Origin of the sequence: Kribbella sp. NBC_00709, from assembly GCF_036226565.1 — a bacterium.
Lineage (GTDB): Bacteria > Actinomycetota > Actinomycetes > Propionibacteriales > Kribbellaceae > Kribbella.
Window position 1 is genome coordinate 5,385,787 of sequence record NZ_CP108996.1, and the last position, 25,339, is coordinate 5,411,125.

Genomic DNA, 25,339 nt, shown 5'->3' on the forward strand with positions numbered 1-25,339 from the left:
AGTTAGCCCTTGCGCTAAGTATCAGCCGATGGCAATACTTAGCCTCATGGCACAGTATTCGGCCGAGGCCGACGGGGTGTTCGTCGCGCTCGCCGACCCCACGCGACGCAGTGTGATTCGGCGGCTCGGGCGCGGGCCGACCAGTGTGGGTGAGCTCGCGGCGGAGTTCCCGATCACCTTGCCGTCGTTCATGAAGCACGTCCGGACGCTCGAGTCGAACGGGCTGATCCGCACGGTGAAGGTCGGGCGGGTGCGGACCTGTCTGCTGAATCGCGAGCGGCTGGCGCTCGTCGACGACTGGCTCGCCGAGCAGCGCCGGATCTGGTCCGACCGCACCGACCGGCTGGAACGCTTCGTCACGGAATCCCAGGAGGAAGAGTCATGATCGATCCCGAGCTTGATCTGACCGTCGAGCGGGTGATCCGAGCGCCGCGGGCGACCGTCTGGAACGCCTGGACCGATCCCGCGAAGTTTGCGCAGTGGTGGGTGCCGGCGCCGGCTGTCTGCCGGGTCGAGCGGCTCGAGGTTCGCCCTGGCGGGGCGGTGGTGACGCAGCTGAGCGAGGACGGGACGCAGTTCGTGCCGCATCTCGACGCGAGCTTCCTTGTGGTTGACGAGATCGAGCGGCTCGTGTTCACCAACGCGATCGACAGTAGTTGGCGTCCTGCCAGTCCAGAGCCGTTTCTGATGACGGCGGAGGTGACGCTCGCGGAGCATCCGGAGGGTACGGCCTACCGGGTCATCGTGCGGCATGGGACATCGGCTGCCCGGGCGCGGCACGAACAGCTGGGCTTCGCGGACGGCTGGGGATCGGTCACGAAGCAGCTGGCCACGCTGGCCGAGGGGGAGGTTCGATGACGCTCGTGCTGACGGAGTTCGTGACGCTGGACGGGGTGAGTCAGGGGCCGGGGTCGCCGACCGAGGACACGAGTGACGGGTTCACGCGTGGAGGGTGGCTGGTGCCGTTCATCGACGTGATGTTCGTACGGCGTACTTCGGAGTGGCTCGATCTCGCTGAGGGACTGTTGCTCGGGCGACGGACGTACGAGGCGTTCGCGCGGGACTGGCCGCGGATCGTTGATCCTGACGATCCGTTCACGGAGCGGATGAATTCGCTGCCGAAGTACGTCGTGAGCCGGACGGTGAGCGAAGGCGATTGGCAGCCGACGACGGTTCTGCGTGCCTTCGCAGGTGTTGAGGAGCTGAAGGCGCGATCAGGTGGTGAGCTGCAGGTGCACGGGAGCGCCCGGCTGGGGAATGCGCTACTGGGAGCCGGGCTGGTGGATGTGGTGCGATTGGTGGTCGCGCCGACTGTGATCGGCGCGGGGCGGAGGCTGTTCGAGCAGCCGGCTGATTCTGCGGGGCTGAAGCTGACGAAACATGAGGCGACGCCGAGCGGTCTCATGTTGCTCGAGTACGAGACCGTCGGCGCCGCCGCGGTGGGGGAGTACGAAGGGGTCAGTGCGTTTGTGTGATGTGGTCGTCCAGGACGGTCTGCACCACCGGGAGATCTGAGGTGATCAGGGCCTTCCACAGTGCCCAGCCTCGGGCTCGTGCCCACATCCCGGAGTCCTGGGCGACGGCCGAGCGGAATGCCTCGCGGGAAGGGCCGGAGAAGAACGTGTAGGCGATGACCAGGTCGCAGGCCGGATCGCCGACGCCGGATGTGCCGAAGTCGATGACTGCGGACAGGCGACCCTCCTGCACGAGCAGATTGCCGCTCGCGATGTCGCCGTGGAACCAGACCGGCGGCCGACCCCACGTCGACGCGAGCGCGGCATCCCACACCTCACCTGCGAGGTCGGCGTCGATGCGGCCCTTCAGTACGGCGAGGGCCTCGACGGTCTCGTGGTGGTAATGCTGCAGCGACGCACCTCGGTAGAAGCTGTGCTCTCCGGCCAGCGGTCCGCCGCCGGCGTCGATGTCCTGCAGCGCAAGGATGAAATCGGCGATCGAGCGGGCGAAGGCGGGAAGGTCCGGCACGGTCTCAGCTGATGCGGTCCGGCCGTCGATCCAGCGGCGAATCGCCCAAGGGTGCGGGTATCCCTCACCCGGTGCGCCTTTGGCGATCGCGGTCGGGATCTCGACGGGCAGGTACGGCGCGAGTACCGGCAACCACTGGTGTTCCTTGTCCACGGCTGCCACATAGGCAGCGGCCGTCGGGAGGCGCGCGGTCAGGTCGGAACCGAGCCGGTACGTCCGGTTGTCCCAGCCGTCGACCTTGACCGGGGTGACCGGAAGGTCGGCCCACTGCGGGAACTGCTGCGCGATCAGTCGCCGTACCAGCGCAGCGTCGATGCCGGCCCGGCCGTCCTGGTGAGAATCTGTCACGGCGCAAGCGTCCCGAAATGCGCGAGCGGTCTCAAAGTCTTTAGCTCGGGGCTACAGCGTTGTCGATCGCGTCGGCCAGGAACTGCGAGATCACCCGGAGCTCGTCGGCGGTCCGGGTCGCCAGGACCTCCTGCATCCGCGCGCCCTGCTCGGCGTACAGCGGGACGAGTTTCTCCTGGATCGTCTCCAGCGACGGCGTCACGACGACCTTGCGCCGGTCGGCCGGATCGGGCCGGCGGGTGACGAAGCCGTGCGACTCGAGGCGATCGATGACGCCGGTGATCGTCCCGGACGTGAGGCCGGTGTGTTCGGCGAGCTGCCGTGGCGTGAGCGGACCGTACGTCTGCAGCAGCGTCATGAACTGGGAGTCGCTCGCGCCCAGGCCCACCTTCGCGGACACCGCGTGGTTGTACAGAACCGCGCCGGCGATGAAGCGGATCATCCGCCCCTGGATCTCGCCCGCGAGCTCTTCTCGAGAACTGGTCATGGTCCGCCTCAGCATAGGGCTTGCATTTCTCTCGGGTCTCCAAGATACTCGAATTACCAAGATACTTGAAGGGACGAGACAAATGAAGGTACTGGTCATCGGTGGCGGGACCGGCGGGCTCGCGCTGGCGCACGGGCTGAAGCGAGCCGGGATCGGTGTGACGGTGTTCGAGCGGGACACCCTGCGGACCGACGGTCTGCACGGCTATCGGGTCGGTATCGACCCGGACGGCAGTCGCGCGCTGCATGCGCTGCTGCCGCAGGAGCTGTACGACACGTTCGTGGCCACGAAGGCGCGCGATCCGAAGTACTTCAACATGCTGACCGAGGACCTCAAGGAGGTCCTGTCGATGGAGATCCCGGCGTCGACGGACCCGGTCGAGAGCGAGAAGTCGATCAGCCGGATGACGCTTCGTCAGGTGTTGCTGACCGGGCTGGACGACGTCGTCGAGTTCGGCAAGGAGTTCACCCGGTTCGAGCAGCACCGAGACCAGGTCACGGCGTACTTCGCCGACGGCACGAGCGCCACCGGCGACCTGCTCGTCGCCGCCGACGGCTCAGGGTCTCGGGTACGCCGTCAGTACCTGCCGCAGGCGAAGACCGAGGAGACCGGGATCGTCGCGATCGCGGGCAAGCTGCCGATCACCGAGGAGAGCGCGAAGCTGGTGTCGCCGAAGGTGTTCGAGGGCATCTCGATCGTCACCGCGCCACGTGGGTTCGCCTGCATCCTGCACGTGATGGAGTTCCAGTGGGACCGTGACGGTCATCTGAAGAGCGGGATCGGCGGCAACACCGAGGAGCTGATCCGGAACTGGCCGGGCCTGCAGTTCGACAACACTCGCGACTACATCAACTGGGGTCTGTCGGCGACCAGGGACAAGCTGCCGGCGAACATCATGAAGATGAGCGGCGAGGAGCTCGTCAAGGTCGCGCTGGAGGTCACCCCGGGCTGGCACCCGAACCTGCGCCAGCTGTTCGAGCTGACCGATCCGGGCACCTGCTTCCCGGTGAACATCTGGACCTCGGTCCCGGTGGACCCCTGGAAGACCACGAACGTGACGCTGCTCGGCGACGCGATCCACACCATGACGCCGGGCCGCGGCGTGGGTGCGAACACGGCGCTGCGCGATGCGGTGAACCTCTGCCGCAAGCTGATCGACGTACGCGACGGGCGCCAGGAGCTGATCCCGGCCGTTAATGAGTACGAGGCGAAGATGATCGAGTACGGCTTCGATGCCGTGATCAAGTCGCGGGCTCAGATGACGTCGGCAGATCCGGTGCACAAGCCGGTGGTCGGACGCGTCGCGCTGGCCGGCATGCGTACGGCGATGCGCACGGTCAACCACCTCCCGCCGGTCAAGCGGCGGATGCGCGACTCGATGATGGCCTACCGCGGCGCCGACCGGGACGAGCTGACCTTGGAGATCACGCCCGGCCCGGCGATCCAGAACTAGGCCAGAACTGGATCAGCGCTGCCCGATGTGCTCCGAGACCGCGTCGAACACGCGCCCGACGGCGGCGAAGTCCTCGGAGCTGGCGAGGTCGACCAGGTTCTCCCTGACGCCGTCGACGTGGTGCGGCGCGGCCTGCTCCAGCAGGGCGAAGCCGGAGTCGGTCAGCTCGGCCCAGACGCCCCGCTTGTCGCTGGTGCACGACTTACGGCGGACCAGGTCGGCGGCCTCGAGGCGGCCGACCGTGTGGGTCAGGCGCGACCGGCTCTGGTGCAGCCGGTCGGCCAGGTCGGCCATCCGGAGCCGCCGGTCGGGCGACTCGGAGAGCCGGACCAGGATCTCGTAGTCGTTGATGCCGAGGCCGAAGCGGCGCAGGTCGTCGTCGAGCTTGGCCATCAGGCGTGCGGTGCCCAGCAGGTACGCACGCCACGCCACCTGCTGCTCGGGGCTGAGCCACCGAGTCCCAGTCTCCATCGTCGTCACGGGAACAGTGTACCGGGAATATAGTTGACTTTTAAACCGTTACTGCCTACTGTCGTAGTCATCGGTTGAAGTTTTAACTATAGCCCCGGCTGCGTCGCCCCCGACCAGTACGTACCACCTTCCCGAGAGGACCCCATGAGCGACACCACCACCGGCACCCTGACCAGCACGATCCCCGGCCTGGTCGCCGGTACGTATGCCCTCGACGCCGCGCACAGCGAGATCGGCTTCACCGTCCGCCACCTGATGACCAAGGTCCGCGGCACCTTCCAGGAGTTCAGCGGCGAGATCCACGTCAAGGACTCCATCGAGGACTCCGTGACGAATGTCTCCGTCGAGCTGGGCTCCGTGCACACCCGCAGCGAGCAGCGCGACGGTCACCTGCGCTCCGGCGACTTCTTCGACGCCGAGAACAGCCCGAAGATGACCTTCGTCAGCACGGCCATCAAGCCCGAGGGCGACGACTACGTCCTGGCCGGCGAGCTGACCATCAAGAACGTCACCAAGCCGATCGAGCTCGCGGTCGAGTTCCTCGGCGTCGACCAGAACGCCTACGGCCAGACCATCATCGGCTTCGAGGCCTCCGCGTCGATCAGCCGCAAGGAGTGGGGCATCGACTTCAACGTGCCGCTCGAGGGCGGCAAGCTGCTGATCGGTGACAAGGTGGACATCCACCTCGACGTCCAGGCCGCGCTGCAGGCCTGACGCACCACGACTCAAGCCCCGCATCCAGATGGATGCGGGGCTTCGTCATGCCTGGACCATCCGGTGGGCGAGGTCGGCGTACAGCTTGCCGAGCGCCTCGGGATCGCCGCGGTGTGGCGTGTACCAGCGGGCCACATCGATCGAGAGCGAGAGCACGGCGAGGGTAGTGCCGGGCAGGTCGCTCACGGCGAAGTCGCCAGCCGCAGTGCCGTCGGTGAGCACCTGTTCGATCTGCAGGGAGATTGCCCGGCGGATCGTCGCCACCTCGGCGAGGTGCTCGGGTGTCAGGGCTGCTAGCTCGTACTGGACCACGCGGGCGATGGTGTGGTGCTCGGCGTGCCAGGCGGTGAACGCTGCGACCAGAGAGCGCAGCCGGTCGGCCGGAGTGGATCCGGCGTCGGCGGAGCGCAGTACCTCCAGGGCCGCGTTGTGGCCGTAGAGGCTGATCTCGAAGAGCAGGCGCTCCTTGGACGGGTAGTGCACGTAGAGCGCGGCCGGGCTCATCCCGGCGCGGGAGGCGATGTCGCGGGTCGTCGTGGCCTGGTAGCCCCGCTCGGCGAACGCGTCGACGGCGCCGGTCAGCAGCCGGCGCGCGGCGGCCGGCTGGACATGCTCCCAAACCAGGGGACTGGTGACTGCGGACACGTTGACACCTTGCACCAAACGCGTGAAGCTAAGCAAGCGCTTAGCGAAGCGATAAATGCAACACAGCGCCACAGATCTCACACCTTGGGGAGGCCTAGATGGATCGCGTCATCTTCAACGAGGACCACCACGCATTCCGGGCCAGTGCGAAGGAGTACTGCGACCGCTCGCTGGTGCCGCGGATGGAGCAGTTCCTCGAAGAGAAGACGATCGATCGGGCCGCCTGGCTGGAGGCCGGCAAGCAGGGCTTCCTCGGGCTGGACGTGCCGGAGGAGTACGGCGGTTCCAGCGTCGGCGACTACCGCTTCAACCAGGTCTTCGCCGAGGAGGTCTCGAAGGTCTCCGCGTCGCTGTCGAGCTGCTTCGGCATCCACTACGACTGCGCCGCGCCGTACTTCGTCGACCTCGGCACCGAGGAGCAGAAGCAGCGCTGGCTGCCCAAGTTCTGCTCCGGTGAGTACGTCGCCGCGATCGGGATGACCGAGCCGTCGGGCGGCTCCGACCTCGCCGCGTTGAAGACGACCGCGAAGCGGTCGGACGGTGGCTGGGTGCTGAACGGCTCGAAGACCTTCATCACGAACGGCGACATGGCCGATCTCGTCATCGTCGCCGCCCGGACCGACCCGTCGAAGGGCGCGAAGGGCATCACGCTGTTCGTGGTCGAGGAGGGGATGGAGGGCTTCGCTCGCGGCCGCAAGCTGGACAAGGTCGGCCAGACCGAGTCGGGTACGTCGGAGCTGTTCTTCGAGGACCTGTTCATCGCCGACGACAACGTGCTCGGCGAGCTCGACCGCGGCTTCATCCACATGATGGAGCGGCTGGCCCAGGAGCGGATCGGCGCCGCCGTGTCGAACATCGCTCACGCGACCCAGATCCTCGACGAGACGATCGAGTACGTGAAGCAGCGCAAGGCGTTCGGGCAGTCCGTCGGCTCGTTCCAGTACAACAAGTTCCTGATCGCCGAGCTCGTCACCAAGGTCGAGGTCACGCAGGCGTACGTCGACAACGGCGTGGTCGCGCACGACGAGGACCGGTTGTCCGCGGTGGATGCGGCCAAGACCAAGTGGTGGAGCGCCCACGTGCAGAACGAGGTACTGGATGCGTGCGTCCAGCTGCACGGCGGCTACGGCTACATGAACGAGTACCGGGTCGCCCGCGCCTGGCGCGACGCCCGGGTGACGAAGATCTGGGCCGGCTCGAACGAGATCATGAAGGAACTCATCGGCCGCGACCTCGGCCTCTAGGAAGGACCGGCAATGCCTGAAGCAGTCATCGTGTCCACGGCCCGCTCGCCGATCGGCCGCGCGTTCAAGGGGTCGCTGACCACGATCCGGCCGGACGACCTCGCCGTACAGATGATCAAGGCGGCGGTCGAGAAGGCCGGGCTGACCGGGGACCAGATCGAGGATCTCGCGCTCGGGTGCGCGGAGCCGCACGACGAGCACGGCGGCAACATGGCCCGCCGGATCGCGGTGCAGCTCGGCTGGGACAACACGCCGGCGACCACGGTGAACCGGTTCTGCGCGTCGTCGACGCAGACCGCACGGATGGCCTTCCACGCGATCAAGTCCGGTGAGGGCGACATCTTCGTCAGCGCCGGCGTCGAGTGCGTGTCGCGATACAAGAACTTCGGCTCGGCGGGGGTCGGTGACCCGAGTGCGTTCAACCCGGTCTTCACCGACGCGGTCGCACGGACCGAGAAGTACGCCGAGACCAACGACACCTGGCACGATCCGCGCCAGGACGGGCAGATCCCGGACATCTACATCGCGATGGGTCAGACAGCGGAGAACGTCGCGACGCTGCGAGGCATCACCCGGCAGGAGCAGGACGTGTTCGGGGTCCGCTCGCAGAACCTGGCCGAGAAGGCGATCGGCAACGGCTTCTTCGAGCGCGAGATCGTCCCGGTGACGTTGCCGGACGGGACCGTGGTCAGCAAGGACGACGGCCCGCGGGCGGGGACGACGCTCGAAGGTGTCAGTGGGCTGAAGCCGGTGTTCCGTCCCGACGGCACCGTCACGGCCGGCAACTGCTGCCCGTTGAACGACGGCGCCGCGGCGGTAGTGATCATGAGCGACACCAAGGCCCGCGAGCTCGGCCTGACGCCGCTCGCGCGGATCGTGTCGACCGGAGTCAGCGGTCTGTCCCCGGAGATCATGGGCCTCGGTCCGGTCGAGGCGTCCAAGCAGGCGCTGGCCCGGGCCGGGATGAGCATCAACGACATCGACCTGGTCGAGATCAACGAGGCGTTCGCGGTCCAGGTGATCGGTTCGGCGCGCGAGCTCGGGATCGACGAGGACAAGCTGAACGTGCACGGCGGTGCGATCGCGCTCGGGCACCCGTTCGGTTCGACCGGTGCGCGGATCATGACCACGCTGGTGAACGGTCTGCAGTTCGAGGACAAGCAGTTCGGGCTCGAGACGATGTGCGTCGGCGGCGGTCAGGGTATGGCGGTCGTCCTCGAGCGTCTCAGCTGATGACGCTGGAGAACCGTACGGCGATCGTCACCGGAGCGTCCCGCGGAATCGGGCTGGCGGTCGCGCAGCGGCTGGTGGCCGACGGCGCGCGCGTGGTGATCACCGGCCGCACGCAGGAGACCCTCGACGAGGCAGTGAAGTCGCTGGGTGGACGTCAGCACGCACTGGCCATCGCAGGTAATGCAGCCGACCCCGCGCATCGCGGCGCGGTGGTTGCTGCGGCGGTGGCGACGTACGGGTCGGTCGATCTGCTGGTGAACAACACCGGCATCAACCCGATCTACGGGAAGCTGCTCGACGTCGACCAGGCGGTCGCGGCCAAGATGGTCGACACCAACGTGCTGGCCGCCATCTCGTGGGTGAAGGCCTGCCGGGACGCTTGGATGCGCGCGCATGGCGGGGCGGTGGTCAACCTGTCCTCGGTGGCCGGTCTGGCGCCGTCACCTGGCATCGGGTGGTACGGCGCGACCAAGGCGATGCTGTCCCGGGTCACGCAGGAGCTGGCCGTCGAGCTGGCTCCGGAGATCCGGGTGAACGCCGTGGCTCCGGCGGTGGTCAAGACCAAGTTCGCCGGAGCCCTCTACGAAGGACGTGAGGACAAGGTCGCGTCGACGTACCCGTTGGGCCGGCTGGGCCTGCCGGAGGACGTCGCGTCGCTGGTCTGGTTCCTGCTGTCCGACGAGGCGTCGTGGATCACCGGTCAGACCATCACCATTGACGGCGGGCTGACCCTGAACGGCGGGATCGTCTAGGGCCGACGGCCCTGCCAGCCGGCCAGCTGGTCGTACGGCGACGCGTCGTCGGCCACAGGTACGACGGGGCCGAAGGGAACGTGTCCGCCGCGCGGCTCGACCGGGATGGCTCGTTGCACCAGGGGCAGGCAGTAGACGGCGAGTGAGTCGTCCAAGAGGTCGGTCCGGCCGGTCGCCTTCGCGAGGTCCCACGAGTGGGTCGTGAGCTCGCCGGTGTACGCGCCGATGGCGGCTGCTCCGGGCAGGGTTCCCCACGGCAGCGTGCAGATCCGCCCGAGTACGCCGTCCTCGGCCAGCGTTCCGTCGATCGCGGTACGGCGTTCCTTCCAGGCGGACGGTACGTCGTCGACGCCGGTCGTGATCGTTGGGATGTCCAACGGGTTGCCGCCGGTGAGCGCGAGGTTGATCCGGCCGGCCACGGTGAGCAGGTGGCCGAGGAGGGTACGGACGTCGTAGTCCGGGCACGGGGTCGGCAGAGTCAGTTCGTCGGCGCCGACGGTGTCGATCATCGCCTGGGTCTGGTCCAGTGCGAGGACGAACATCGGACGGGGGTCGTTCGCGAAGTTGTTCATGCAGACAGCTTCGCGGGGTATATGCGACATCTTCTGTCGCATATTCTGAAGTCGTGCGAGCGGACCGGTTGTTGCAGATCATCCTGCTGTTGCAGCGGCATGAGCGGTTGAGTGCGCGGGACCTGGCCGAGCGGCTCGAGGTGTCCACGCGGACGGTCATGCGGGACATGGAGGCGTTGTCGGCGGCCGGCGTGCCGGTGTACTCCGAGCGCGGACGCAACGGGGGATGTGTATTGCTGCCTGGGTACCGTGCGGACGTCAGTGAGCTGACGCCGCGGGAGGCGCAGGCGTTGTTCGCGTGGTCCGGGCGGGCGGCGTTGTCGGAGGAGCTCGGTCTGCAGGACGCACTGCACTCGGCGATGGGCAAGCTGTCGGCGACCCTGCCTGTGGAGTTGCAGGGGGACGCAGACGCGTTGTCCGGTGCGATCGTGATCGACCGGCGGCGCTGGTTCGCAGAGACCGAGGACACCGGTGCATTGCCGGTACTGCGGCAGGCCGTGGTCAAGCGCCGACGTGTCCGGCTGCGCTACGCGTCCGCGAGCGAGGGCGTGCAGCGCCGTATCGTCGATCCGTGGGGACTGGTGGAGCAGGCCGGCCGCTGGTACCTCGTGGCGGCGCATCGTGGCGCGGCGCGGATGTATCGGGTGTCCCGGGTCGAGCAGGCCGACATCCTGGAGGAGCTGGCGGATCGGCCCGACGGGCTCGACGTACGCGCGGAGTGGGAGCGGCTGCGGTCGGGGCTCGAGCGGCAGTCGCCGGTCGGGGTCGACGTACTGGTCCGCGTACGGCCGGAGCGGGTCGAGCTGATCCGGCGGATTGCCAGTCCGATGCTCGCGAAGGGTGAGGTGGCGCGGGACGTGCCGACGGACGACGAGTGGCCGCACCTGCGGATGCACTTCCGGGTCCAGGAGGCGGCCTGTGGCGTGCTGCTCGGCTTCGCCGGTGATCTGGAGGTGCTGGAGCCGGCAGACCTCCGTGCGCGGATGCTGCAGCTGGCCGAGGCGGCGGTCGCGACCTACGGCTGACGGGTCGCCACGAAGGTCTGGCGGAGGATGAAGTTGCCGTCGGCATCTTCATCTTCGTTGCGCCAGTGGAAGCCGGTCGCGGTGATGCCGGTGAACGCCCAGCGGGTCTTCGCGATCTGCGACTCGAGGGTGATCGTGTCCGCGGTCGCGTGGGCGATGAACGGCATCACGAACGCGGCCTTCGGGCCCATCCAGGTCGAGCGGAACGCCTGCAGCTCGGGATCGTAGAGGCGAATCGACAGGCCCCACTCGCCGTCGCCGTCGGTGGCGCGGGCCGCCCGGCTCGGAGTGATCCAGATGTCCGCGACCGCACGCCCGTCGAGCACCCAGGCGAAATGCCATTCGCCCTTGGTCTTCCGCGTGACGGCGCCGGTCTCGTCGTACCAGGCGACGTCGAGATCCCAGCTGCCGATCAGTGGAGCGAACGGCTGGAAGGAGTCGGCGTACTCCGGGCGAGGCTCGTCGGAGACCATCAGGTCCGCGAAGGTACGTGCTGCCGAGGCGCCGTCGGTAATCTGCATGGTTGTTGTTTACGCCTGACGTCCGAACAGGGTCAAGGCTGAAAATGCGGACGCCCCGCCGCCGGTGACCCCGTCGCGTGCAACCACGATGGCACTTCCGGCGGTCGGGGCGATCAGTCCGACAGCACCGCGTCACTCTAGTACGAGTCCGCTACACAGCCGAATCACGAGACTCTCGCCGCTGTTGCGATCACGTTGCTGGTTGTTAATGCATGGCGTGGGTACGGCGTGCTGGTTAGGGTCCGGGCATGACGACGCGGGCTGTGGTGCGACAAGCCGTTGCTGAGGACGCCGAGGCGGTGGCGGCCGTCCGGCGGGTGGTCTACCCGTATAAAGCGATGTCTCCGGCGGCGATCCGGCACATCATCACCGTCCAGTCGCCGGGGCAGCGCTACCTGCCACTGGTCGCCGAACGGGACGGCGAGATCGTCGCCTGGGGATCGGCCGGCCTGACCGTCTGGACGAGTGAGCCGGGCGAGAGCGAAGTGGGTGTGCTCGTGCATCCCGATCATCGCAAGCAGGGCATCGGCAGCCAGCTGGCCGAGCGGTTGCACCAGCACCTGACCGAGGTCGGCGCGATCAGGGTGCGGACCTTCGTCCACCCGGACGGCCTGGAGTTCGCCCGCAACCTCGGGTACGACGGCACCCGGCAGATGCACTTTGCCGGCGTCGAGCTCACGTCGTTGCCGGAGCAGCCGGAGACACCGGCCGGCATCGAGGTGCTCACGTTCGACCAGGTCGATCCGCGCGCGGCGTACACCGCTGACACGATCGCGGCACTGGACGAGCCGACCGACTCACCGATGGACTCGATCGAGTTCGACCGGTGGGTCGAAGAGATCTGGAACAACCCGTCCTTGGACAGGTCGCTGAGCGTCGGGGCGATGGCCGGTGACGAGATGGCGTCGTTCACCCTGGTCGAGACCGACGGCGACCGGATGTGGTCGGGGATGACCGGTACCGTTCCGGGGCATCGGGGTCGCGGGCTGGCGAAGCTGGTGAAATCCGTCGCGCTCCGCCGGGCCGCGGCGGCTGGGATCACCGCCGCCTTCACCTCGAACGACGACGAGAACGGGCCGATGCTTGCCATCAACAACTGGCTCGGCTACCGCCGGGTGCAGACCGAGCTCGGGTTGCTGAAGACTCTGGACAGCTAGTGTCCCGTAAGCGATGTAACTTGACGAGTATCGGCTTCGACCGGCTGCAGCACCTGGTCCGGGTGCGGGTGACGACAGGCGGCCGCGACTGGCCGTTTCTCGTCGACACCGGTATCGGCATCACCGTGATCTCTTCGGCGATCGCCGACCATCTCGACCCGGCAATGACAGGTGAGACGTTCAGTGGCCGGCGGATGTCCGGGCAGGTGGTCGAGACCCCGTTGGTCCGGGTGCCGCGGATGGAACTCGGCGACCATGTGGTCGACGGGCATGTCGCGGGCATGGTCGACCTTGGTGACCCCAACGATCCGAACGCCTTCGCCGGCATCCTCGGGCCGACGTTCTTCGAAGGTCAGGTCGTCACCACGGATCCCGATGCGATGACGCTGACGGTGCAGCCGCGGGAGACGTTCGTGGCCGATGGCCCGGAGATTCCGCTCGAGGTACGGCGGGAGCCGGTGTCGGCCGATCCGTTCGCCCGGCTGGTGCTGCCCAACGGCCGGGAGATCAGCGTCGAGGTCGACACCGGATCGGACAGCCTGATCCTGGATACGCGCTTCGCGGTGGATTGCGGGGTCGACCTCGATGGTCCGGACGTGCTGACCCGGACGGGAACGGACGAGACCGGCTACGCGTGGACGCGCCATTGGGTGACAGTTGCCGGCAGCGTGCATCTCGCCGCGGCACCTGAGACGGCACAGGCGTCGCCGCGAGCCCAGTTCCAGAACATCATCCACGATGGGTTGGTGGGTACTGGGTACCTGGATCGCTACCGGATGAGCTTCGACATCACCGGCTCTCGTCTCGTGCTCGGTGAGCGCCGGGCGCTACGCTGAGAATCCTCTGAGACAGAGCTGTAATCGGTTTAGTTCCGGTATGCACCTGAAATGGCGCTATGTTCCGTGGGACGTCGGAGTTCCCAAGGAGATCGGATGGAGATCAGGGCGGCGGGCCCGGGAGATGTCGAGGCAGTCGTCGCGCTGCACGACGCACTCGTTCCGTACCTGGTGGTCACTCGGAGTTCGTTGACCCGTCGACTGACTTCGCCGGCCGCTCCCGGGCGAGCCGCGTTCGCGGCGCTGGACGACGGCGAACTGGTGGGCTGGGCATCGAGCGCACTGATCGGCGGCTCGGATCCACTGGACGGCGAGCTGCGGCTGCTGGTCCGGCCGGAGTACCGTGGCCGCGGTATCGGGACGTGGTTGCTGGAAGCAACGCACGCGGACCTGCGCGCGGCTGGGGCGACCTCGGCGCGGGTCTTTGCCGACCCGGCGAGTGTCGAGTGGGCCGAGCAGTTCGGCTACCGGCAGACCCGGCAGGTGCACTACGCGGGCATTGACCCGCGCAAGGCGCCGGACCTTCCCGAAGTCCCGAGCCAAGTGCGGCTGGTGCCGTTCACCGAGGTCGATCCGCGCCTGCTGCACGCCGCCGACGAGGTCGCCCAACGCACCAAACCGGGGGACGCGAAGATCCCTTCCCAGCCGTACGACGCCTGGCTCGCCGACATCTGGAACTCACCGGACCTGGTCCGCGAGGTGAGCGTGGCCGCGGTACACGCGGGCCAGGTCATCGCCTTCACGCGCAATCACGGTGATCACGCCAAGATCTGGTCGCGGATGACCTCGTCCATGCCGGAGTACCGCGGTCGTGGGCTGGCGAAGCTGGTGAAGAGCGCGGCCCTGCACCGCGCCGCCGACATCGGTGTCCGGGGCGCCTATGCGGCGAACTACGACGGCAATGCCCCGATGCTCGCGGTCAACGAGTGGCTCGGCTACGACCGCATCGCCACCCACGCGGTCCTGATCTGCCCGCTTTAGGGCACCAGCAGTACGACGGTTTCCGCGACGCAGGCGGGCTTGGTGGAGTTCTCGAGCTCGATGACCCAGTTCAGCGAGACCTGGACGCCGGCCGGGGTTTCGACCGCGTTGGCGATCGAGGCGCCGGCGCGGACGCGGCTGCCGACCGGGACCGGGGCGGGGAACCGGACCTTGTTGACGCCGTAGTTGAGCTTCGCGGTCACGCCGTCGACCTTGAACAGCTCGTCGCCGAAGCGGGCGATCAGGCTCAGGGTCAGGTAACCGTGGGCGATGGTCCCGCCGTACGGCCCCTGCGTGGCGCGCTCGACGTCGACGTGGATCCACTGGTGATCACCGGTCGCGTCGGCGAACTGGTTCACCTGCTCCTGGGTGATCTCGAGCCATTCGCTCTCGCCGAGCGGGGTACCGACCGCGTGCGCGACCTCGTCGACGCCGGTGAAGGTCTGGGGCATTCTCGACCTCCCTTAGTTGCGCGGTCCGCCGGCGACGTACAGGACCTGGCCGGAGACGAAGCCGGCCTCCTCGCTGCAGAAGAACGACGCCGCTGCGGCGATGTCCTCCGGCTTGCCGGTCCGGTTCACCGGGATGGTCGCCGCGGTCGCCTTCTTGAACTCCTCGAAGTCGACCCCGACCCGGGCCGCGGTAGCAGCCGTCATGTCGGTCTCGATGAAACCAGGTGCGATCGCATTGGCCGTGACGCCGAACTTGCCGAGCTCGATCGCGAGGGTCTTCGCCAGGCCCTGCAGGCCGGCCTTCGCGGACGCGTAGTTCGCCTGGCCGCGGTTGCCCAGCGCCGAGGTGGACGAGAGGAAGACCATCCGCCCGTAACCGGCCTCGACCATGTGCGCCTGGCAGGCCTTCGACATCAGGAAGCTGCCTTTGAGGTGGACCGACATGACCGTGTCCCAGTCGTCCTCGGACATCTTGAACAGCAGGTTGTCCCGCAGTACGCCGGCGTTGTTGACCAGGATCGTCGGCGCGCCGAGCTCGGCCGCGACCCGCTCGACCGCGGCGGCGACCTGGTCGGCCTTGCTGACGTCGGCGCCGACGGCGATCGCCTTGCCGCCGGCCTCGGTGATGGCCTTCACGGTCGCCTCGCAGGCGCCCTCGTCGAGGTCGATGACGGCGACGGCGTTCCCGTCCTGGGCGAGCCGCTGCGCGACGGCCGCGCCGATTCCCCGGGCTGCCCCGGTCACGATCGCCACCCGCTGCTCGGTCATCCACCGCTCCCATCGGTTCACTGGTCTGCCGGAGATGACATTACCCACGCTCCGTCACCCGGGGAGCACCCCGGATGCGATGATCGCCGTGTGGATCATCACAACCGCCACGTCTACCACTGCCCGCTGCGCTGGGGAGACATGGACGCGCTCGGCCACGTCAACAACGGCCGGTACGTCGACTATCTCCAGGACGCCCGGGTCGATTTCCTGTTCCGCACGGCCAAGGAGCTCGGCGCGGACGCCCTCGAGACCGGTCTGCTGGTGGCGCGGCACGAGGTCCAGTACCGGGCGCCGCTGCTGTTCCGTCCTGAACCGGTTCGGATCGAGCTGTGGATCAGCGAGATCAAGGCCGCCTCGTTCATGGTGGACTACGAGATCCTCGACGCGGAGCCCGAACGCCGTACCTATGTGGAGGCGCGCACACGGCTGGTCCCGTTCGACTTCAGCGCCAATCGGCTGCGCCGGATCACCCCGGTCGAGCGCGACGCCCTGTCCAAGCTGGTGGGCGCATGACGTTCACGTACCAGGTGCTGGTCCGCTGGTCCGACATCGACTCCTACGACCACGTGAACAACGTGCGGTACTTCGACTACCTGCAGGAAGCCCGGATCGCGTTCCTCGCACAGGTGATGGGCACCACGGGGGACTTCTTCGCGCAGTACCCGTGTGTGCTCGTCAGCCAGACGGTCGACTACCTGCGACCGATCCTGCTACGGCACCCGCCGTACGACGTCGACGTGTGGATCGCATCGGTCGGTACGTCGTCGTACACACTCGGGTCGCGGATCGTGGATCGCAGTGGAGAGTCGGACGACGTGTACGCCAAGGCGGAGTCCGTACTGGTCGTCGTGGACGGTGAGACGCACGCGAAGCGGCAGCTGGGAGAGGCCGAACGGGCAGCCCTCCTCCAGCACGTTGTGGCGACTTGAGAGACTGAACACGACATGAGCGAGCAGCAGAGTTTCTACGACGCCGTCGGTGGGGCGGACACCTTCCACCGGTTGGTGGCAGCGTTCTACCGCGGTGTGGCCGCCGACCCGGAACTGCGGGCGATGTACCCGGAGGAGGACCTCGGTCCGGCCGAGGTGCGCTTCCGGATGTTCCTGGAGCAGTACTGGGGCGGTCCCAAGACCTACTCCGAGCAGCGCGGGCACCCCCGGCTGCGGATGCGGCACGCCCCGTTCGCCGTCACCCCGAGCGCACGGGACCGGTGGCTCGGCCACATGCGGGCCGCACTGGACGAGATCGGCCTGTCGCCCGAGCGCGACGAGGAGATCTGGCGCTACATGGTGATGGCCGCGCACAGCATGGTGAACACCGACGAACCGCAGTACCCGGGCGCGATCGACGTGTCCGGCCGCTGAACCTCTCTTCGAAGGAGACAACACGAGCATGGCTACCACTCGTACGGCCAAGGCCCACTGGGAAGGCTCGCTGATGGAGGGCGCCGGCCAGGTCGCTCTCGAGTCCTCCGGTGTCGGCACCTACGACGTCACCTGGGCCTCCCGCGCGAACGACGCCAACGGCAAGACCAGCCCGGAAGAGCTGATCGCGGCGGCGCACTCCACCTGCTTCTCGATGGCGCTGTCGCACGCGCTGGCCGGTGCGGGCCACGCGCCGACGTCGATCGACACCCAGGCCGACGTCACCTTCCAGCCGGGTGAGGGCATCACCGGCATCAAGCTGTCGGTCAACGGCAACGTCCCGGGCCTGACCGCGGACGAGTTCGCGGAGTACGCCGAGGGCGCGAAGAAGAACTGCCCGGTCTCGCAGGCGCTGTCCGCCGTCCCGATCACGCTGGACGTCACCTTCACGGCCTGATCCAGACACCACACCGTCCGGCGAACCCAGGTGGGTTCGCCGGACGTTTGCCGTCAGCCGTGGAACTGGGCGACGACCTTGGTGAAGTCGTACGCGCTCTGCGAGATCCCGCTGCACGAGTCACCGTCGTTGTTGCTGCCGCCACAGGCCCGGTCGCGGTTGACCGACCAGAACGTGAAGCGGGCCAGGTGATGCTGCTGGGCGTAGGCGAGCATCGTCTTGAAGTCCTGCAGCCGGACCGTCTCGCCGTCGTCGGTCTTGCCGTTCATCGACGAGATCCCCATGTGCCGGTACGCCGTGTCGTCGGAGTAGCCGTACGCCGTCTTCAGCCGGCCCTTGAGGCCCTCCTCGGCCTTCTGGGTCAGCGTCGCCATGTTGGTCGAGCCGCCGCCGAAGTCGAACGGCATCAGCACCCAGCCGTCGTTGGCCAGACCCGCGGCCGCGGCCTTCTTGATCAGGTCGACGCCCGACGAGTCCGGGCCGGTCTGGTCGGTGCCCATCGTGATGTACGTCTTGATCCCGGAGTTCTTGCTCTTCACGGTCTTCAGCGCGTCGACGACCCGCTGCCGGGCCGCGGCGCTGTGGAACTCGGTGTCCTCGATGTCGATGTCGATCGCCTTCAGCTTGTAGGCGTCGATCACCTTCTGGTACGCCCCGGCCAGTGCCGAGGCCGAGGTGCACTTCTCACCGAGCTTGTTGCCCGACCAGCCGCCGAACGACGGGATGACGTCGCCGCCCGCGGCCCGGATGTTGTTGATCGCGGTCTGGTCCGAGCCGCCGGTCAGCGCGCGGTCGCCGTCCCACTTCGGGTTGCAGCCGCCGTCGGACAGGATGAAGGCCAGTGTGAACCACTTGTTGCCGGCGGCTTTCATCACGTCGGCCGGCTTTTGCGGGTTACCCCAGCCGAGGTACTCGTACGGCGCGGCGCCGATGCCGGCCGGGTCGGCCTGGACCTGCTGGGTGGACGCCTGAGCAGCAACGGCGGCGCCGAGCGCCAAAGTGCCGGCTGCGAGCGCCGCGACGGCGATCTTGAACCTGCGCATTTCGAACTCCGATCCTTGGGGGCGGGCAAGGGTTAGGAAAGTTTCCTATTAATTGTGGACGGGGTCAATAACCGGAGCCCAGTTCTGTCGGTGGCGTCGAGCAGACTGTTCGCATGCCCGACGACTTCGCCTTGCTCGACAACCACCTGGCCTTTCTCGCGGCCCATCGCGGTGAGGTGCTCCGTTCGGCCGAGGCGATCGAGGTGGTCGGCGAATCGGACGAGTTCTCGGCGTGGATCCCGCTCTCCTCGACCGCTGAGCTCCCGACCGGGACGTCCGCGGTCCGGCTGGTGCCGTGGAGCGGTGCGGGATGGGCCGCCCGCCTGACCGCCGCGGGCTTCGAACCGGCTGAGGTCCTGGTGCACATGGAGGCGCCGGCTGGGGCAGCGGAGGGAGAGCTGGTCGAGGCCATCAACTCGGAGGCGGACGCGGTCGGGTTCGCCGAGGTGCAGGGCGCGGCGTTTCTCGAGGTGGGGGAGCCGGATTACGACTGGTGGCAGAAGATGTTTGTCGAGCGGGCTGTGCAGAACTACCGCGCGCCCGACCAGTCGCTGTATCTGCTCCGGGTCGATGGTGATCCTGCGTCGTGCACGCTCGTGTTTCGGACCGCATCGGTGGCCGGCGTCTACGCAGTCGCGACCAAACCGGAGTACCGGGGGCGCGGGCTCGCGACGGCGCTGCTGGCGCAGGCTCGGCGGGACGCGGCCGGTGGGCGGCTCACACTGCAGGTGGTCGAGGGGTCGGACGCAGAGCGGCTCTACCTCAACCTCGGGCTTCGTCCTGCGTTCCGCTCGCCACACTTTCGTCGCCCGTAGCGGCCTGTTCTTCCTTCTCGGTGGCGGAGCCGACGCCGGAGGAGGCTGCGCTGTCCGGGTCGCGGGTGGTCAGGTTGCCGATCCGGACCACCTCGCCGTTGCGGACGTACCAGGTGGTGCCGTCCTCACCGCGCAGGGTGGTGATCCGCAGGCCGACCGCGACCACGGTCCCGGTCGCCTTCTCCATGTCGATCAGGTCGCCGACGCCGTACTGGTCCTCGAAGATCATGAACACGCCGGCCAGGAAGTCCTTCACCAGCGTCTGCGCGCCGAAGCCGAGCGCCACGCCGATGATGCTGGCGGACGCGATCACCGGCAGGATGTTGAAGCCGAGCTCGGCCAGCACCATCACCACGAGGACGGCGGTCAGCACGATGGTGACCGTGCTGGTCAACAGCGACGCGATCGTCTCCGCGCGCTGGGACCGGCGCTCGTTGGCGAGGGTGTTCTCGACGAACTCCTGGCCGCGCTTCGACTTCGCCAGCACGCCGGCGACGGCGCCGTTGCCGGTCCGGCGGGCGAACCGCCGGATCACCTTGTGCAGCAGCCAGCGGAGCACGAAGAAACCGATGATCAGTCCCGCGATCCGGGCCGGGACGACCACGATCTGGTCGGTGACCTCCAGCTTGCCGTCGTTGCCGGTCCGGAAGAACGTTGGAAAGGCGTCCGGAGGCGACAACAAGCGGGAAGACAGGGGGTGACTGAACGGGGACAGAAGGTAGCTGGTCAGAATAGGCATCTCGCCGCCTGATCTTAGTAAGGCTGACAAGGAGACACGATCGCATGTCGAGCCGGCTGGATGACGAGCTGTCCAGGCTCGTGAGCGCTGGTGTGCTGCGCCAGTACCAGGCCGACTCGATCCGCGACGCCGCCGACGCCGAGCTCGACGCGGCGCTCGCCGACCCCGGTCGTCCGCATCCGCAATCGAAGACCCAGGCGCCCGAGCCGGCCAAGCCGAAGACGCCGCCGGCCGAGGCGCATCCGAACGCCCTGGTCGAGGTGCTCGGCTACATCGGCGGCGCGCTGCTGCTCGGCGCGGTCGCGCTCCTGACCTTGGCGAACTGGGGCGAAATGGGTCGCGCGGCCCGGGTCAGCACCGGGACGACGGCGGCGGTCGTGCTGCTCGGCGCTGCCATCGTGCTTGCGTTCATGCGGCGCCACGAGCAGCTGAGCTCGGCGCTCGCGTCACTGGGCTGTTGTGTGGCCGGCTTCGCGACGTTCGTGGCGATCGAGGGGGAGACCGGGCGGGTCATCGGAGTGGTGGTCGCGCTCGCGCTGGCCTCGGTGGGCTTGTGGTGGCTGGAGGGGTCATCGTTGCTAGTGGCAACGTTTGGGATCCTGGCCGTCGGTGTGTTGGTGATCACGGCAGACGTCCTCACTCCGGACGCCGGCTCGGCGGCGAACAGCGCGGGGATCGCCGGGACCGGATTCATCATCGTCGCCTTCGTGTTCGCGATGCTCGGCCTGGTGCGGGACCAGGTGACATCCTGGTCACTGGCCGGAGCCGCGATGTTCAGCTCGTCGATCTGCTGGCTGGTGCAGGAGCGCGGCGAGATCATGGCACTGGCCGTCGGTACGGCGGGCCCTGCGGCGTTGCTGGTCGCATACGGTCGCACCCGGCGTTCGGCGTACGCCGTGGTGGGCTGTGCGATCCTCCTGGTCATCTGGCCGACGTCGCTGTACCAGCTGACCGACAACATGGCCGGCGTGGCGATCGGACTGGTCGTGGCCAGCGGCGTACTCCTTCTGGCCGTACTGATGCTCAGCCGGCGCCGCTCGAACGAGTGACGTGGCGCGCGCCGTTTACGCGTTGGCGCGGTTGATGCGGCAGACTCGCTGGGGTGACAGCTCCCACTGCGGCCCTTGTCGAGCTAGCGGTTGCCCATGGCGTGGCGACGGAGTACTGGAACTGGCAAGGCGAGCATGTGATCGTCTCGAGCGAGGTCGTGGCCGACGTACTCGCGGCTCTCGGTGTGGACGCGTCCACGCCGGACAGGGCGGCCCTTGCCCTTGCTGAGCACCAGGACGCGCGCTGGCGGCGAACGCTGCCCGCCACTGTGGTGATGCGGGAGGGGTGGACGCCCTGGTTCGCCGTACACCTGCCGCACGGGTCGGCGGCGGAGGTGTGGGTCGACCTGGAGGACGGCGGTCAGCGACGGGACATCCCGCAGCAGGAGCACTGGGTCGAGCCGGTGTGGATCGACGGCGTACAGGTGGGCGAGGCGACGTTCCAGCTGCCTGGGGACCTGCCGCTCGGCTACCACCGGCTGTGCGCGCGCATCGGTACCAATCCGGAGATCTCGGTCAGCACACTGATCGTCACGCCGCGGAAGCTCGAGCCCGAGAAGCTGCAGCGGGCCTGGGGTTGGGTGCTGCAGCTGTACTCCGTTCGCTCGCGGCGGTCCTGGGGTATCGGCGATCTGCACGATCTGGGCGATCTGGCCGCGTGGTCGGCGCATGACCTAGGTGCCGGGTTCGTGCTCGTGAACCCGTTGCACGCCGCTGAGCTGGCCGGCCGGATGGAGCCCTCGCCGTACCTGCCGGCGTCACGGCGCTTCGCGAACCCGATCTACCTGCGGATCGAGGACATCGACGAGTACGGCGACCTCGCGCCGGCCGAGCGGGACCGGGTCCGGACGCTGGCGCTGCAGGCGCGGGTGCTCAGCGAGGACGTGACCGCGCTCGACCGGGACACCGTGTGGGCGGCGAAGCGCGAGGCGCTGCAGCTGCTGTTCCGGGTGCAGCCGTCGGTCGGGCGGATCGCGGAGTACGGCGCGTACTGCGACCGGGAGAGCCAGGGGCTGATCGACTTCGCCACCTGGGCCGCGATCGCGGACGTGCACGGGCCGGAGTGGAGCAAGTGGCCGGAGGAGCTCCAGGAGCCGGTGTCGCCGGCTGTTGTTGCCTTCCGCAACGAGAATCCGGACACGGTCGAGTTCCACTGCTGGCTGCAGTGGCAGCTGGACGAGCAGCTTGCGCGGACGCAGGCCCGGGCCAAGTCGGCTGGCATGTCGCTGGGCGTCGTCCACGATCTTGCGGTTGGTGTGCATCCGGATGGTGCGGACGCCTGGGCCTTGCAGCACGTGCTGGCGCCGAACATCCATGTCGGCGCACCGCCGGACGCGTTCAACCAGCAGGGGCAGGACTGGTCGCAGCCGCCGTGGCGGCCCAACGCGCTGGCCGAGACGGGGTACGCCGCCTGGCGGGACCTGGTGCGGGCGGTGATGCGGCACGGTGGTGGACTGCGGATCGACCACATCCTCGGGATGTTCCGGCTGTGGTGGGTGACTTCGCCGGAGCGGCCGACCGAGGGGACGTACGTGCGGTACGACCACGAGGCGCTGGTCGGGATCCTCGTGCTGGAGGCGCAGCGCGCCGGCGTGACCGTGATCGGCGAGGACCTCGGGACGGTCGAGCCATGGGTGCGCGACTACCTGACCGAGCGCGGCATCCTCGGTACGTCGGTGCTGTGGTTCGAGCGGGACGCGGATGGGAAGCCGCTGGCACCGGAGCGCTGGCGGGAGCTGTGCCTGGCCACCGTGACCACCCACGACCTGCCGCCGACCGCTGGGTACCTGGCAGGGGACCACGTCGAGCTGCGCAACCGGCTCGGTCTGCTGACTCGCCCGGTGGCCGAGGAGCTGGCCGTCGACGAGGCCGACCGCGACGCCTGGCTGAACGCGCTCCGCGAGCGTCACCTGCTCAGCAACACCGATGGTGACGTGGAGCGGATCGTGGAGGCCTTGCACAGGTACGTGGCGCACACGCCTGCGAAGCTGGTCGGCGTTGCGCTCACCGATGCCGTCGGCGAGCGCCGTACCCAGAACCAGCCGGGCACCACGGACGAGTACCCCAACTGGCGGATCCCGCTGGGCGGCCCCGACGGCGAGCCCGTCCTGGTCGAGGACCTGCCCAACAACCACCGCCTCCGTCGGCTCATCGGGGCACTGAACAGATAGCTTTCTGTATTCACCTGCTCACCAACCGTTGACAATAGATTTGAACGGTTGTTTTCTATTGAGCAGGAGGCGCCTTCCTTCGCTGTCCACCGCCCCAGCAGTTGAAGGAGCTCGCATGCTGCGACAACGGAAACTCAGTATGACCGGAATTGCCATTGGTGCGCTCGCGCTGACGGTGTGCACATCGGTGCCGCTCGCCTACGGGCACGGCTATACGACCGGGCCGATCAGCCGGGCCAAGAATTGTCAGGACGGAGTCGTCACCGACTGCGGGCAGATCCAGTGGGAGCCGCAGAGCGTGGAGGGTCCCAAGGGGTTCCCGGAGGCCGGACCGGCTGACGAGAAGCTCTGCTCGGCGGGACTGCCGCAGTTCGCCGAGCTCGACGATCAGCGCGGCGGGAGTTGGCCGGCCACCCAACTCCAGGGCGGTCAGGGATTCACATTCAGCTGGCATCTGACCGCGGCCCACTCGACCACCGACTTCAAGTACTACATGACCAAGCAGGGCTGGGATCCGAGTCAGCCCCTGACTCGGTCCGCGCTCGACCTGAACCCGTTCCTCACCGTCCCGATGAACGGGGCCCGCCCGGCAACGGACGTGTCCCACCCCGGAACCATCCCGACCGGCCGGACCGGGCGGCACATGATCCTCGCGGTCTGGACCATCGCCGACACCGCCAACGCCTTCTACCAGTGCTCGGATGTTAATTTCTAATTCAATCTGACGTTTCGCCAATATCTTTCCTGGGCAGGGCACTCCTTGAAATAACCGCCCCATATTTCAAGGAGTGTCCCCATGAAGTCATTGCTCCGTCGCGTCGTCGTCCCCGTCGTCGCCGTACTCGTCGGCCTGCTGCCCGGTGTGGTGGCGGTCGAGCAGGCATCGGCCCTGACCAAGATGACGCACGCCCAGGCGACCGCGATCTTCTCGGCCGCCGGCATCACCTGGTCGTCCACCGGCAACTGCTCCAACCGGAACAACGCCACCTGCACGTCGTTCGACCAGATCAACGACAGCACCGTGTACGGCGTCCGCACGCTGAGGCAGTCGAGCGGATGCGCGATCCGGATCACCGGTGGCACCGAGACCGGCCACGCCAGCGGCACGTACAGCCACTGGAACGGCTACAAGGTCGACATCGCCATCACGACCTGTGTCACCAACTACGTCCACAACAACTTCACCCGGATCGCCGACCGGGGTGACGGCTACCCGCAGTGGCGCTCCGGCGCCGGCAACATCTACGCCAACGAGGGCAGCCACTGGGACGTGACGTACTACAACTGCGGCGGCTGCTGAGCTGTTGGTGGACTTGCGGTCGCTCTGGGGTGAGGCCCTGGGGCGGCCGCGGTCTGCCGGGTACTAGGCTTCGGGGCGTGATACCTCAATTGTCCGGGCACTCCCTGTTGGTGTTCGTCGGGATCCCTGTGCTGGTTGTCGCAGTGCTGGCGCTGCTGGTGTTCGCGTCCTCGATCGCGAACGGGCCGCGGTACCGTCCAGGGCTGTCCTGGTGGGCCCCGCCGGTCTGGATCAACGGACCGACGGCGACCAAGCCGGACCCGGCCAACCTGCCCGAGCTGCCTGAGCTGACCAGCGCGCCGGGTGCCACCGCGACCGCCGGCACCGGCGTCGCCCGCACGACCGGAGGCGCAAGTGCCAGCTGGTGACGCATTCACCCCTGACCAGCTCTACGACATCGAGAAGGCGGTCCGGTACGCCGAGGAGGTCTCCGGCCTGCACTTCTCCGTGTATGTCGGCGGTGCGGACTCCGAGACCCGCCCGTTCGCTCTCGAGCTGCTGGACGAGCTGGACGACCCGGACAGCACCGTCCTGGTGTACGTCGACCCCGCCGGTCGCCGTCTCGAGATCGTCACCGGCCCGCTGGCCAAGCGGCAGCTGTCGGACACCGCCGCCGGTCTGGCCGCGCTGACCATGCAGACCTCGTTCGCCACCGGCGACCTGACCGGCGGTCTGGTCACCGGCGTACAGCAGCTGGGCACGCACGCTCACCAGGCGCCGCTGCTGCACGCCAGCGACGAGCAGCACAAGCTGTAG

At 67.8% G+C, this 25,339-nt stretch carries 33 protein-coding genes; 23 read left to right on the forward strand and 10 right to left on the reverse strand.

Going from position 1 to position 25,339, the window contains the following annotated elements:
• Window positions 1–46: 46 nt before the first annotated feature.
• The 3 genes from OHA18_RS26555 to OHA18_RS26565 are packed head-to-tail and all read left to right on the forward strand — an operon-like array spanning window position 47 to window position 1,475.
• Window positions 47–385, forward strand: a complete 339-nt coding sequence (locus OHA18_RS26555) for an ArsR/SmtB family transcription factor (RefSeq protein WP_328998016.1) — start codon at window positions 47–49, stop codon at window positions 383–385.
• A complete protein-coding gene (locus OHA18_RS26560; protein ID WP_328998017.1) occupies window positions 382–858 on the forward strand; it encodes an SRPBCC domain-containing protein in 477 nt (158 codons plus the stop codon). Before OHA18_RS26555 ends, OHA18_RS26560 begins: the two co-directional genes overlap by 4 nt.
• The gene (locus tag OHA18_RS26565) at window positions 855–1,475 is read left to right on the forward strand and encodes a dihydrofolate reductase family protein (protein ID WP_328998018.1); all 621 of its coding nucleotides are present in this window, start codon (window positions 855–857) and stop codon (window positions 1,473–1,475) included. The genes OHA18_RS26560 and OHA18_RS26565 overlap by 4 nt, the downstream gene beginning before the upstream one ends.
• Here OHA18_RS26565 and OHA18_RS26570 read toward each other — a convergent pair.
• Both OHA18_RS26570 and OHA18_RS26575 read right to left on the reverse strand, forming a co-directional pair.
• The gene (locus tag OHA18_RS26570) at window positions 1,459–2,331 is read right to left on the reverse strand and encodes an aminoglycoside phosphotransferase family protein (RefSeq protein ID WP_328998019.1); all 873 of its coding nucleotides are present in this window, start codon (window positions 2,329–2,331) and stop codon (window positions 1,459–1,461) included. The two genes, OHA18_RS26565 and OHA18_RS26570, sit on opposite strands and share 17 nt — an antisense overlap.
• 40 nt (window positions 2,332–2,371) lie before the next feature.
• A complete protein-coding gene (locus tag OHA18_RS26575) occupies window positions 2,372–2,818 on the reverse strand; it encodes a MarR family winged helix-turn-helix transcriptional regulator (protein WP_328998020.1) in 447 nt (148 codons plus the stop codon).
• An 82-nt stretch (window positions 2,819–2,900) separates the two neighbouring features.
• Here OHA18_RS26575 and OHA18_RS26580 point away from each other — a divergent pair, with 82 nt between their 5' ends.
• Window positions 2,901–4,271, forward strand: coding sequence for an FAD-dependent oxidoreductase (locus OHA18_RS26580; RefSeq protein ID WP_328998021.1), 1,371 nt, complete (start codon window positions 2,901–2,903; stop codon window positions 4,269–4,271).
• A 12-nt stretch (window positions 4,272–4,283) separates the two neighbouring features.
• Here OHA18_RS26580 and OHA18_RS26585 read toward each other — a convergent pair whose 3' ends face one another.
• Window positions 4,284–4,742, reverse strand: coding sequence for a MarR family winged helix-turn-helix transcriptional regulator (locus OHA18_RS26585; protein ID WP_329006165.1), 459 nt, complete (start codon window positions 4,740–4,742; stop codon window positions 4,284–4,286).
• 144 nt (window positions 4,743–4,886) lie between these two features.
• On the opposite strand from OHA18_RS26585, the gene OHA18_RS26590 reads away from it, so the two are divergent.
• Window positions 4,887–5,456: a YceI family protein gene (locus OHA18_RS26590; protein ID WP_328998022.1), complete on the forward strand. Its 570-nt coding sequence runs from the start codon at window positions 4,887–4,889 to the stop codon at window positions 5,454–5,456.
• A 45-nt stretch (window positions 5,457–5,501) separates the two neighbouring features.
• Here the strand turns inward: OHA18_RS26590 and OHA18_RS26595 are convergent, their stop codons facing one another.
• Window positions 5,502–6,101: a TetR/AcrR family transcriptional regulator gene (locus tag OHA18_RS26595; RefSeq protein WP_328998023.1), complete on the reverse strand. Its 600-nt coding sequence runs from the start codon at window positions 6,099–6,101 to the stop codon at window positions 5,502–5,504.
• A 98-nt stretch (window positions 6,102–6,199) separates the two neighbouring features.
• Between OHA18_RS26595 and OHA18_RS26600 the strand changes: the two genes are divergently transcribed.
• From OHA18_RS26600 to OHA18_RS26610, 3 genes are read left to right on the forward strand one after another with little or no spacing between them, the layout of a single operon-like run.
• Window positions 6,200–7,345, forward strand: a complete 1,146-nt coding sequence (locus OHA18_RS26600; protein WP_328998024.1) for an acyl-CoA dehydrogenase family protein — start codon at window positions 6,200–6,202, stop codon at window positions 7,343–7,345.
• A gap of 12 nt (window positions 7,346–7,357) precedes the next feature.
• Entirely contained in the window at window positions 7,358–8,578 is a 1,221-nt protein-coding gene (locus OHA18_RS26605; protein ID WP_328998025.1) for an acetyl-CoA C-acetyltransferase, read from the forward strand.
• Complete coding sequence (locus OHA18_RS26610; protein ID WP_328998026.1) at window positions 8,578–9,330, forward strand: SDR family oxidoreductase; 753 nt, start codon at window positions 8,578–8,580, stop codon at window positions 9,328–9,330. The genes OHA18_RS26605 and OHA18_RS26610 overlap by 1 nt, the downstream gene beginning before the upstream one ends.
• On the opposite strand, the gene OHA18_RS26615 is transcribed toward OHA18_RS26610, so the two are convergent.
• On the reverse strand, window positions 9,327–9,902 hold the full coding sequence (locus OHA18_RS26615) for a TIGR03086 family metal-binding protein (RefSeq protein WP_328998027.1): 576 nt from the start codon (window positions 9,900–9,902) through the stop codon (window positions 9,327–9,329). The genes OHA18_RS26610 and OHA18_RS26615 overlap by 4 nt on opposite strands.
• 53 nt (window positions 9,903–9,955) lie before the next feature.
• Between OHA18_RS26615 and OHA18_RS26620 the strand changes: the two genes are divergently transcribed.
• Window positions 9,956–10,927 carry a helix-turn-helix transcriptional regulator gene (locus OHA18_RS26620; protein WP_328998028.1) on the forward strand — a complete coding sequence of 324 codons (972 nt, stop codon included), beginning with the start codon at window positions 9,956–9,958 and terminating at the stop codon, window positions 10,925–10,927.
• Here the strand turns inward: OHA18_RS26620 and OHA18_RS26625 are convergent.
• Window positions 10,918–11,448: a hypothetical protein gene (locus OHA18_RS26625; protein WP_328998029.1), complete on the reverse strand. Its 531-nt coding sequence runs from the start codon at window positions 11,446–11,448 to the stop codon at window positions 10,918–10,920. The two genes, OHA18_RS26620 and OHA18_RS26625, sit on opposite strands and share 10 nt — an antisense overlap.
• A 248-nt stretch (window positions 11,449–11,696) precedes the next feature.
• On the opposite strand from OHA18_RS26625, the gene OHA18_RS26630 reads away from it, so the two are divergent.
• The 3 genes from OHA18_RS26630 to OHA18_RS26640 all read left to right on the forward strand — a co-directional run bounded on the left by OHA18_RS26630 (window position 11,697) and on the right by OHA18_RS26640 (window position 14,422).
• Entirely contained in the window at window positions 11,697–12,605 is a 909-nt protein-coding gene (locus tag OHA18_RS26630) for a GNAT family N-acetyltransferase (protein WP_328998030.1), read from the forward strand.
• Between the two features lie 20 nt (window positions 12,606–12,625).
• Entirely contained in the window at window positions 12,626–13,441 is an 816-nt protein-coding gene (locus OHA18_RS26635) for a retropepsin-like aspartic protease (protein WP_328998031.1), read from the forward strand.
• A 96-nt stretch (window positions 13,442–13,537) separates the two neighbouring features.
• Window positions 13,538–14,422, forward strand: coding sequence for a GNAT family N-acetyltransferase (locus OHA18_RS26640; protein WP_328998032.1), 885 nt, complete (start codon window positions 13,538–13,540; stop codon window positions 14,420–14,422).
• Here the strand turns inward: OHA18_RS26640 and OHA18_RS26645 are convergent.
• Both OHA18_RS26645 and OHA18_RS26650 read right to left on the reverse strand, forming a co-directional pair.
• The gene (locus OHA18_RS26645) at window positions 14,419–14,874 is read right to left on the reverse strand and encodes a MaoC family dehydratase (RefSeq protein WP_328998033.1); all 456 of its coding nucleotides are present in this window, start codon (window positions 14,872–14,874) and stop codon (window positions 14,419–14,421) included. The two genes, OHA18_RS26640 and OHA18_RS26645, sit on opposite strands and share 4 nt — an antisense overlap.
• A 12-nt stretch (window positions 14,875–14,886) precedes the next feature.
• The gene (locus OHA18_RS26650; RefSeq protein ID WP_328998034.1) at window positions 14,887–15,642 is read right to left on the reverse strand and encodes an SDR family oxidoreductase; all 756 of its coding nucleotides are present in this window, start codon (window positions 15,640–15,642) and stop codon (window positions 14,887–14,889) included.
• 90 nt (window positions 15,643–15,732) lie between these two features.
• Between OHA18_RS26650 and OHA18_RS26655 the strand changes: the two genes are divergently transcribed.
• From OHA18_RS26655 to OHA18_RS26670, 4 genes are read left to right on the forward strand one after another with little or no spacing between them, the layout of a single operon-like run.
• On the forward strand, window positions 15,733–16,158 hold the full coding sequence (locus OHA18_RS26655) for an acyl-CoA thioesterase (RefSeq protein ID WP_328998035.1): 426 nt from the start codon (window positions 15,733–15,735) through the stop codon (window positions 16,156–16,158).
• Complete coding sequence (locus OHA18_RS26660) at window positions 16,155–16,574, forward strand: acyl-CoA thioesterase (RefSeq protein ID WP_328998036.1); 420 nt, start codon at window positions 16,155–16,157, stop codon at window positions 16,572–16,574. The genes OHA18_RS26655 and OHA18_RS26660 overlap by 4 nt, the downstream gene beginning before the upstream one ends.
• 15 nt (window positions 16,575–16,589) lie before the next feature.
• Window positions 16,590–17,009 carry a globin gene (locus OHA18_RS26665; RefSeq protein WP_328998037.1) on the forward strand — a complete coding sequence of 140 codons (420 nt, stop codon included), beginning with the start codon at window positions 16,590–16,592 and terminating at the stop codon, window positions 17,007–17,009.
• A gap of 28 nt (window positions 17,010–17,037) precedes the next feature.
• The gene (locus tag OHA18_RS26670) at window positions 17,038–17,466 is read left to right on the forward strand and encodes an OsmC family protein (RefSeq protein WP_130438763.1); all 429 of its coding nucleotides are present in this window, start codon (window positions 17,038–17,040) and stop codon (window positions 17,464–17,466) included.
• Between the two features lie 53 nt (window positions 17,467–17,519).
• On the opposite strand, the gene OHA18_RS26675 is transcribed toward OHA18_RS26670, so the two are convergent.
• Window positions 17,520–18,509, reverse strand: coding sequence for a chitinase (locus tag OHA18_RS26675; RefSeq protein WP_328998038.1), 990 nt, complete (start codon window positions 18,507–18,509; stop codon window positions 17,520–17,522).
• 113 nt (window positions 18,510–18,622) lie between these two features.
• On the opposite strand from OHA18_RS26675, the gene OHA18_RS26680 reads away from it, so the two are divergent.
• Complete coding sequence (locus OHA18_RS26680) at window positions 18,623–19,324, forward strand: GNAT family N-acetyltransferase (RefSeq protein ID WP_328998039.1); 702 nt, start codon at window positions 18,623–18,625, stop codon at window positions 19,322–19,324.
• Here the strand turns inward: OHA18_RS26680 and OHA18_RS26685 are convergent.
• A complete protein-coding gene (locus tag OHA18_RS26685) occupies window positions 19,272–20,063 on the reverse strand; it encodes a mechanosensitive ion channel family protein (RefSeq protein WP_328998040.1) in 792 nt (263 codons plus the stop codon). The genes OHA18_RS26680 and OHA18_RS26685 overlap by 53 nt on opposite strands.
• 44 nt (window positions 20,064–20,107) lie before the next feature.
• Here OHA18_RS26685 and OHA18_RS26690 point away from each other — a divergent pair, with 44 nt between their 5' ends.
• The 6 genes from OHA18_RS26690 to OHA18_RS26715 all read left to right on the forward strand — a co-directional run bounded on the left by OHA18_RS26690 (window position 20,108) and on the right by OHA18_RS26715 (window position 25,339).
• Entirely contained in the window at window positions 20,108–21,112 is a 1,005-nt protein-coding gene (locus OHA18_RS26690) for a hypothetical protein (protein ID WP_328998041.1), read from the forward strand.
• A gap of 53 nt (window positions 21,113–21,165) precedes the next feature.
• Window positions 21,166–23,283, forward strand: coding sequence for a 4-alpha-glucanotransferase (gene malQ, locus OHA18_RS26695; protein WP_328998042.1), 2,118 nt, complete (start codon window positions 21,166–21,168; stop codon window positions 23,281–23,283).
• A gap of 115 nt (window positions 23,284–23,398) precedes the next feature.
• Window positions 23,399–23,998 carry a lytic polysaccharide monooxygenase auxiliary activity family 9 protein gene (locus tag OHA18_RS26700; RefSeq protein ID WP_328998043.1) on the forward strand — a complete coding sequence of 200 codons (600 nt, stop codon included), beginning with the start codon at window positions 23,399–23,401 and terminating at the stop codon, window positions 23,996–23,998.
• Between the two features lie 81 nt (window positions 23,999–24,079).
• Window positions 24,080–24,583 (forward strand): hypothetical protein, encoded by a 504-nt coding sequence (locus tag OHA18_RS26705; RefSeq protein ID WP_328998044.1) that lies wholly within the window; start codon window positions 24,080–24,082, stop codon window positions 24,581–24,583.
• Between the two features lie 77 nt (window positions 24,584–24,660).
• Entirely contained in the window at window positions 24,661–24,951 is a 291-nt protein-coding gene (gene ctaJ, locus OHA18_RS26710) for an aa3-type cytochrome oxidase subunit CtaJ (protein ID WP_328998045.1), read from the forward strand.
• Complete coding sequence (locus OHA18_RS26715; RefSeq protein ID WP_328998046.1) at window positions 24,938–25,339, forward strand: DUF5130 family protein; 402 nt, start codon at window positions 24,938–24,940, stop codon at window positions 25,337–25,339. Before ctaJ ends, OHA18_RS26715 begins: the two co-directional genes overlap by 14 nt.

Bases quoted from the DNA above. Each gene is read 5' to 3' on its own strand.
- OHA18_RS26555 (WP_328998016.1), top strand. From the start codon at position 47: ATGGCACAGTATTCGGCCGAGGCCGACGGGGTGTTCGTCGCGCTCGCC.
- OHA18_RS26560 (WP_328998017.1), top strand. From the start codon at position 382: ATGATCGATCCCGAGCTTGATCTGACCGTCGAGCGGGTGATCCGAGCG.
- OHA18_RS26565 (WP_328998018.1), top strand. From the start codon at position 855: ATGACGCTCGTGCTGACGGAGTTCGTGACGCTGGACGGGGTGAGTCAG.
- OHA18_RS26575 (WP_328998020.1), bottom strand. From the start codon at position 2,818: ATGACCAGTTCTCGAGAAGAGCTCGCGGGCGAGATCCAGGGGCGGATG.
- OHA18_RS26580 (WP_328998021.1), top strand. From the start codon at position 2,901: ATGAAGGTACTGGTCATCGGTGGCGGGACCGGCGGGCTCGCGCTGGCG.
- OHA18_RS26585 (WP_329006165.1), bottom strand. From the start codon at position 4,742: ATGGAGACTGGGACTCGGTGGCTCAGCCCCGAGCAGCAGGTGGCGTGG.
- OHA18_RS26590 (WP_328998022.1), top strand. From the start codon at position 4,887: ATGAGCGACACCACCACCGGCACCCTGACCAGCACGATCCCCGGCCTG.
- OHA18_RS26600 (WP_328998024.1), top strand. From the start codon at position 6,200: ATGGATCGCGTCATCTTCAACGAGGACCACCACGCATTCCGGGCCAGT.
- OHA18_RS26605 (WP_328998025.1), top strand. From the start codon at position 7,358: ATGCCTGAAGCAGTCATCGTGTCCACGGCCCGCTCGCCGATCGGCCGC.
- OHA18_RS26610 (WP_328998026.1), top strand. From the start codon at position 8,578: ATGACGCTGGAGAACCGTACGGCGATCGTCACCGGAGCGTCCCGCGGA.
- OHA18_RS26615 (WP_328998027.1), bottom strand. From the start codon at position 9,902: ATGAACAACTTCGCGAACGACCCCCGTCCGATGTTCGTCCTCGCACTG.
- OHA18_RS26625 (WP_328998029.1), bottom strand. From the start codon at position 11,448: ATGCAGATTACCGACGGCGCCTCGGCAGCACGTACCTTCGCGGACCTG.
- OHA18_RS26630 (WP_328998030.1), top strand. From the start codon at position 11,697: ATGACGACGCGGGCTGTGGTGCGACAAGCCGTTGCTGAGGACGCCGAG.
- OHA18_RS26640 (WP_328998032.1), top strand. From the start codon at position 13,538: ATGGAGATCAGGGCGGCGGGCCCGGGAGATGTCGAGGCAGTCGTCGCG.
- OHA18_RS26645 (WP_328998033.1), bottom strand. From the start codon at position 14,874: ATGCCCCAGACCTTCACCGGCGTCGACGAGGTCGCGCACGCGGTCGGT.
- OHA18_RS26650 (WP_328998034.1), bottom strand. From the start codon at position 15,642: ATGACCGAGCAGCGGGTGGCGATCGTGACCGGGGCAGCCCGGGGAATC.
- OHA18_RS26660 (WP_328998036.1), top strand. From the start codon at position 16,155: ATGACGTTCACGTACCAGGTGCTGGTCCGCTGGTCCGACATCGACTCC.
- OHA18_RS26665 (WP_328998037.1), top strand. From the start codon at position 16,590: ATGAGCGAGCAGCAGAGTTTCTACGACGCCGTCGGTGGGGCGGACACC.
- OHA18_RS26670 (WP_130438763.1), top strand. From the start codon at position 17,038: ATGGCTACCACTCGTACGGCCAAGGCCCACTGGGAAGGCTCGCTGATG.
- OHA18_RS26675 (WP_328998038.1), bottom strand. From the start codon at position 18,509: ATGCGCAGGTTCAAGATCGCCGTCGCGGCGCTCGCAGCCGGCACTTTG.
- OHA18_RS26680 (WP_328998039.1), top strand. From the start codon at position 18,623: ATGCCCGACGACTTCGCCTTGCTCGACAACCACCTGGCCTTTCTCGCG.
- OHA18_RS26685 (WP_328998040.1), bottom strand. From the start codon at position 20,063: ATGCCTATTCTGACCAGCTACCTTCTGTCCCCGTTCAGTCACCCCCTG.
- OHA18_RS26690 (WP_328998041.1), top strand. From the start codon at position 20,108: ATGTCGAGCCGGCTGGATGACGAGCTGTCCAGGCTCGTGAGCGCTGGT.
- OHA18_RS26700 (WP_328998043.1), top strand. From the start codon at position 23,399: ATGCTGCGACAACGGAAACTCAGTATGACCGGAATTGCCATTGGTGCG.
- OHA18_RS26705 (WP_328998044.1), top strand. From the start codon at position 24,080: ATGAAGTCATTGCTCCGTCGCGTCGTCGTCCCCGTCGTCGCCGTACTC.